Below are 2,108 nucleotides of genomic sequence, written 5' to 3'. Positions count from 1 at the left end.
GATAAAGACCAAGACCACCTTAGTAGCAACAACTAAAAATCAACATTAAAAGAATTTAATTTTTTTATTAAGCTATCCTGAGATTTGCAATGAGATATGTTACACGCATGAGAATTATGGTGATATAATTTTTTACACGTACTACTTTGAATGTGCAAAAGGTAAGGGGGGTGTGTTTTATTCACCTTCTACTTAACTAAAAAAGGTTATTTCATTTAATATTCGCATATTTGCGTTATATAAGTACGAAGCATGGTGTTTCTCTTTTAGAAAGAACTTTATATTAAACCTATAGTAAACTGTAAAGTTTCTAAAGGCAGTGTTATCTAACGAATAATTTAAGACAATTAGAGAAATTAAAAATTTATTTTATATGCTTTATTTTATAAAGCTTATATGCTTTTAAGAATATAAAATCCTGTTCTAGAAAGGCTTACCGTTTCCTGGATCTGGTCACAAAAATATTGAGAAAGGACTCCAGAGTGAGACCAAAGAATTAAATGAGCATTCTAAGTATCAAAAGTTCTTAAAACCTTATGACTGATTTTGGTGATGAAAAACTTCTTAGTGTTGGAATTAATATATGTTCCCTCCTATTTCCACCTATCTTTCCAGAAAGAGTTGTTTTCTACTCTTATTCTGTTTATAATTATTTTACCCTTTTATCGCATAGATAAAGGTTTGCTTGTGCACACGGTATAAATTATCAGTTGAGTCAGATATCAGAATAAGCTACCATTACAAGATATTTATAAATAGGGCTGGGTGGCAGAGTGGTTATGCAACGGCCTGCAAAGCCGTATACGCCGGTCCAATTCCGGCCTCAGCCTCACAAAAATAAATTTCTTTGTCTATCGTTTCTTTATGCCCGGGTGGCGGAATTGGTAGACGCAAGGGACTTAAAATCCCTCGGGTAAATAACCCATGCCGGTTCAAGTCCGGCTCCGGGCATCAAATTATATTGAGGTTCCTATAACTTTAAAAGATATAAGTGAATTAGGTAATGGGTTCTTTTAAGAAGAAATTATTGATTATTTTAACAACTTTTCTGAAAATATTGTCATCGAGATTGTTAATGATTTAGTTATCCAGTGTTTTGAGTACACTGGATGAGTGAGGTTAGAAATTATTACTGAGTTAGATGAAATTAAATGTTTGGTTTGGTCCGAAACAGCAGAATTTAAAACTAGCAAAAAATTTATTGCAATTAGTGGTTTGAAACCAATTAACAATCTTTCTTTTTAGGTTTGAATTTAATACGACACGCATCCTACTCTTTATAAGAATTTAAGATCATCAATATCATGATATCAATGATATTATGAAAAATCAAAATATTATGATATTAGCATTTAATTTTTATTAGCAATGAAAGCTTTGCTTAGAGCATTAAAGGACTAAATAATTAACTTAGATTTAAATTCAATTAACATTAAAAAAATTTTAAAGAAACACTTTCTAAATTATTGATGAAAGTTTTTGGTTTGCTTGAGAGTGGGTGACTGACTTGTGGGACAAGAGACAATATTTTTTGATCGAGATCTTGTTGTTATAAACATTAACAGTTAAATGAATTCTCATAGAAACTATAAATCAATTAAAATTTAAATTTTGATTTGTTTATTTTAGTTGATATCGTGATTTAAATTCTCTTTTTTTAAAGAATTTTCTGAAAGATTGAGAGGAGCTTATGTAACTTTAATTGTAAAATAAAACCCCTTCGTAATATCTAAACTGGCACAAAACTAGTTCAGTCACTATACCATGACTGTTTGCTTACCTGAACTATGTAATATAACTATCGCTCAAGAGGTGTGGTATTGTCAATATTTTATGCTACTTTCCATATTTTTATGGATTATCTTGTTAAATTTTTCACGCAAAGCGATTATTTTTTAATAATTTTAAACTAGCTTTTTAAAAAAGCTAGCATTAAAAAGCAGAATTATATCCTATTACAATTTGTAATATTCTAGTAATTTCTTTACTTGAAATTTAGAAGCCAATATTGATACCAATTATGATATCAATATTGGCACATACAAATATATACTTAGTACGTTAATAATTTTTTTTTGCAGAATATACAATTCGTTCTTATATTATAC

The 2,108-nt window shown here is 29.2% G+C and carries 2 tRNA genes; both read left to right on the top strand.

Features of this window, described 5'->3' with window-relative positions:
- Positions 1-759 precede the first annotated feature (759 nt).
- A tRNA-Cys gene (locus CLERM_RS00195) sits at positions 760-830 on the top strand.
- A gap of 36 nt (positions 831-866) precedes the next feature.
- A tRNA-Leu gene (locus CLERM_RS00190) sits at positions 867-951 on the top strand.
- Positions 952-2,108: the final 1,157 nt, after the last annotated feature.

It is taken from the genome of Coxiella-like endosymbiont, assembly GCF_002871095.1.
Lineage (GTDB): Bacteria > Pseudomonadota > Gammaproteobacteria > Coxiellales > Coxiellaceae > Coxiella.
Note: the sequence above shows the minus strand (reverse complement) of the source record. Positions and strands in the feature narration are given on the sequence as shown.